The sequence below is a fragment of the Acinetobacter sp. IK23 genome (genome assembly GCF_035615275.1).
GTDB lineage: Bacteria > Pseudomonadota > Gammaproteobacteria > Pseudomonadales > Moraxellaceae > Acinetobacter > Acinetobacter seifertii.
The window spans coordinates 1-3371 of record NZ_JANBNX010000058.1 but is presented as its reverse complement, the minus strand read 5'-3'; the positions used below and the strand labels follow the sequence as shown (position 1 = coordinate 3371).

The 3371-nt window shown below is 32.2% G+C and carries 6 protein-coding genes; 1 reads left to right on the top strand and 5 read right to left on the bottom strand.

The features are described from left to right. Nucleotides 1-395: 395 nt before the first annotated feature. Entirely contained in the window at nt 396-995 is a 600-nt protein-coding gene (locus tag MSG95_RS18800; RefSeq protein WP_324645235.1) for a TetR/AcrR family transcriptional regulator, read from the bottom strand. A gap of 121 nt (nt 996-1116) precedes the next feature. Between MSG95_RS18800 and MSG95_RS18795 the strand changes: the two genes are divergently transcribed. After that, nucleotides 1117-1446 carry a darcynin family protein gene (locus tag MSG95_RS18795; protein WP_324645233.1) on the top strand — a complete coding sequence of 110 codons (330 nt, stop codon included), beginning with the start codon at nt 1117-1119 and terminating at the stop codon, nt 1444-1446. A gap of 70 nt (nt 1447-1516) precedes the next feature. Here MSG95_RS18795 and MSG95_RS18790 read toward each other — a convergent pair whose 3' ends face one another. The 4 genes from MSG95_RS18790 to MSG95_RS18775 form a co-directional block, all read right to left on the bottom strand. Then, on the bottom strand, nt 1517-2041 hold the full coding sequence (locus MSG95_RS18790; protein ID WP_324645232.1) for a hypothetical protein: 525 nt from the start codon (nt 2039-2041) through the stop codon (nt 1517-1519). A 111-nt stretch (nt 2042-2152) separates the two neighbouring features. After that, complete coding sequence (locus MSG95_RS18785) at nt 2153-2560, bottom strand: hypothetical protein (RefSeq protein WP_324645230.1); 408 nt, start codon at nt 2558-2560, stop codon at nt 2153-2155. A gap of 15 nt (nt 2561-2575) precedes the next feature. Beyond that, nucleotides 2576-2815 (bottom strand): hypothetical protein, encoded by a 240-nt coding sequence (locus MSG95_RS18780; RefSeq protein ID WP_324645228.1) that lies wholly within the window; start codon nt 2813-2815, stop codon nt 2576-2578. A 50-nt stretch (nt 2816-2865) separates the two neighbouring features. Then, complete coding sequence (locus MSG95_RS18775) at nt 2866-3174, bottom strand: hypothetical protein (protein WP_263613001.1); 309 nt, start codon at nt 3172-3174, stop codon at nt 2866-2868. Nucleotides 3175-3371: the final 197 nt, after the last annotated feature.

The following is a 3371-nucleotide window of genomic DNA, read 5'->3' as shown; positions in this document are numbered from 1 at the left end:
CCAAGCAGACGTGCACAGAAAACAGCAATTCAAGAACGAAATCTAAATCCTGTGCTTGACTTGGAAATGTCCATATAGGACATTTCTATTTGGTTATTAGGTAGGACATTTCTACTTGGGAATAACAGTTTTTTTATCTGATATAAATCATAGTCTTATTTTTTAACAAAAGCCCAACTCATAGTAATTGGGCTTTTTTAATGATTTGTCACCTTTCAGGATTACTTATTGATCAACTTTCCACAATTTCATGTAATCTCTCTTGGTTCTAAAGCTGATAAATATCTAATCTAAATCCTTCATATGTCGTAAGAGTTACTAAACTTTTGAATTGTTGAAATAGAAAATGACAATTTATATGTCACATAACAAACAAAAACCTTGGCTTATGTCCGCTAACTCAAACCCAAATAACCAAATACAGCCTTTTCAACTCGCTGTTGTAAATCATTTAAATCACTTTCCCCTGCTATGCCTGCCGCGTTAATCATTCCTTTACTTAAAGCAATCACATCTTGTGCGGCTGTCTGTGCATGTGAAATACCAGAATGTATAAACAGATCAGAAATTATGGTTTCAAGCTCGTGTTGAAGTTCACTTTCTTCCAAGTCTTTTCCAATGAGTTCAGAAGCAAACTCTAGTGTTCGTGCCAACTGTGGACGGCTTAATTGATGTTGTACAGCAGCCTGTATGATGAGTTTTAGTTTTTCTTTTAGGTCTGCGGCTTCACCTTGCTGTATAGCTTCAACAATATGATTTGATAGCTTGGCGCGCTCACGCCGAATTAACTCGACGATTAAAGCATCTTTAGATGGAAAGTATTGATATAGGCTCCCAATGCTTACGCCAGCAAGTTCAGCCACAGCATTTGTGTTAAATCCTGCAAAACCTAAAGACTCTAAAATGCGAGCAGCCGCCTCTAAAATAGCTTCAAATGTTGCCACTGAGCGTGCTTGACGCGGGCGTTTACGTGGGTCTGGAAGTGTTTCTAACATGGGCCGAAATGCGAGTATTTAATGTGAGCAATCACTCATATACTGACTGAGTCATGTTGATATGACAAGAAAATGCTGTCTTTTCAGTTGAACTACAACTCGGCCCAGTCATGGAGTGGTTATGTCTAGAACCTATACTTTTTTTATTCATTTAAGAGCTTTGCCTGCTTGGTTGGCTTTAGCTCGTGAAAAGCGGGCTGAGTTTAGTAAACAAAAGCTTGAACCTATTTTTGAGAAGTACCCGACTGTAAAAGTTCGTTGGTATGACGTTGAAGCATTTAGCACAAAAGCGAGTGATGTTGCTGTGTTTGAGACGACATCTCTGCAAGATTATTATTTTGTGATTGATGCGATTCGAGACTCTGAATTTTGTATAGTGCCCTACTTTGAGTTTGTAGAGATTATTCCTGCAATTGAAGATGGGTATGTGGAGTATGAAAGTTCTTTATAGAAGTTCGTAAATGATCTGTAAGTTGCACGACCAGTAGCTATTCTGGTCGTAATTGGCAAACTCTATCAATTTAAAGACTATAATAATTATGTAAAGTTTCGATCATTTCATTACTTAAATTTTTAATGACTATTAATGAAAGCTCTTCAAATTCATTAATACAAAAAACGATTTCATCAGAACCAATTAGTTTTAGTGAAATTCCCTTTTTTAAAAAACTAATAAATAAAATATTATTTAATAATTGAATAGTAAAATTTTCACTAAAACTATCTAAAAAAGTATCGCGATACTCTAGTATTTCACTTACCCAAAGTGAGGTATCAAAAATTGGAAATACAGATTCAAAGTTTTCAATTTCAATAATTTTTTTAGTTACTAAATTAATATCTGAATTTTCAAAACAAACCAAAGTTATTGAATTAAGCTCACCTGAATTTAATAAGCCTATTTCAAGAAGTGAAGAAATACCATCCCCAACTCTCCAATAAAGTTCAGAAGTAATATTGTCAGAAAAATTTACAGTGAGTGGTACATATTTATCAACACTTATCTGTATATTTTTTACATTTGATTTTTTATAAAATTTTAACATAATTTTCCCCTACAATTATTCCTACTATAAATTTAATGATTGATCTGAAGATAAGATTTTATTTAAGTATTAATTTAAAAATAAGGATATTATAAGGAACATCTAAAATTATTAAAAATGATTGATAAACCCATGTTCAACAAACCAAGTCGTAAGATTACTCTCTAATTTATCTAAATCAAAATCATCAAACTTGTACTTTCTAACAATCGGCGGCATTTCTTGCAATAATTTTTCACACAACGCTGTAACACGTTGTTCGTGCGTCATTACGACAAACTTATGATAATCCAGCATGATATCCATATATAAGACTTTTTCTTTTTTAGAGAAACGTAGTCGTGGTTTAAAAATAATATCTGGCTCACGGCACATCAAAACAATTACCATACCACTAACACTACTACCATAAAATTCAGACTCCATTAATTTATAAAACTTATTAGAAGTAATTTTTTGTTTAGCTTCTAAAACACCAGAATATGAATCTGTATCTGTTATTAAATGAAATTTAAACATTTCTATTTCACCATTTTATTGCCAAATTAAATGATTAAGTTGATCGATTATTTTCTCAAGCTCAAGCCCATAACTTGTAGGTTCAGAAGTATCATCAAATCCTTTATCACACAATTCAATCGCAACTAAATTCATTAACTCTTGGTATTCATTTTTTGTGCAACTCCCTTCAGACAGACATTTAACTAAATGTAAATTATTAGATGAGCGCGACTGAAGAATTTCTCTAATCACAAGTAACATTTTATTATTCATTTTATTCATACCATCTTTAGGTTTAGGTCATAAATTTTTAAGAACTATCTTTACACTTTTAACTCCATTAGTTTTCTACAAAAAATCTCTAATAATTCAAGTTTATCCACACAATCATCTGGAGCAATCAAAGAATTTAATATCTCTTCATCATTCACTAGATTAATTAAATGAATGCCCAACCATCCTGAGCTCCAAAATTCGATTCCCCCTAAAATTTTACTATCTTCGACCTCAACTCGCTCTAAATCCCCAAATCCCAAAACCTCTCCCTCCTTAAAACTAGTAAAAGTTATTTTATAATTTTCTTTAATTATAGGAAGATATACTTTATTAAAATAATTCAATGAGATATCCATGATTACACCCTTTTAAAAATCATAATAAAATTTCTACATTAAGTACTAACTTATACTTTGCCTATTAAATGGCTTTGTTGCATAAAGCCTTTGAAGGTAAAGTTTTCCTAAGTTGCTAAAATTTAGGTTACAACTTGGGTATGAGGTCTGCCTAATTCTGTAAATTTATTTAATACGGCTACACGTGCATGGATCTC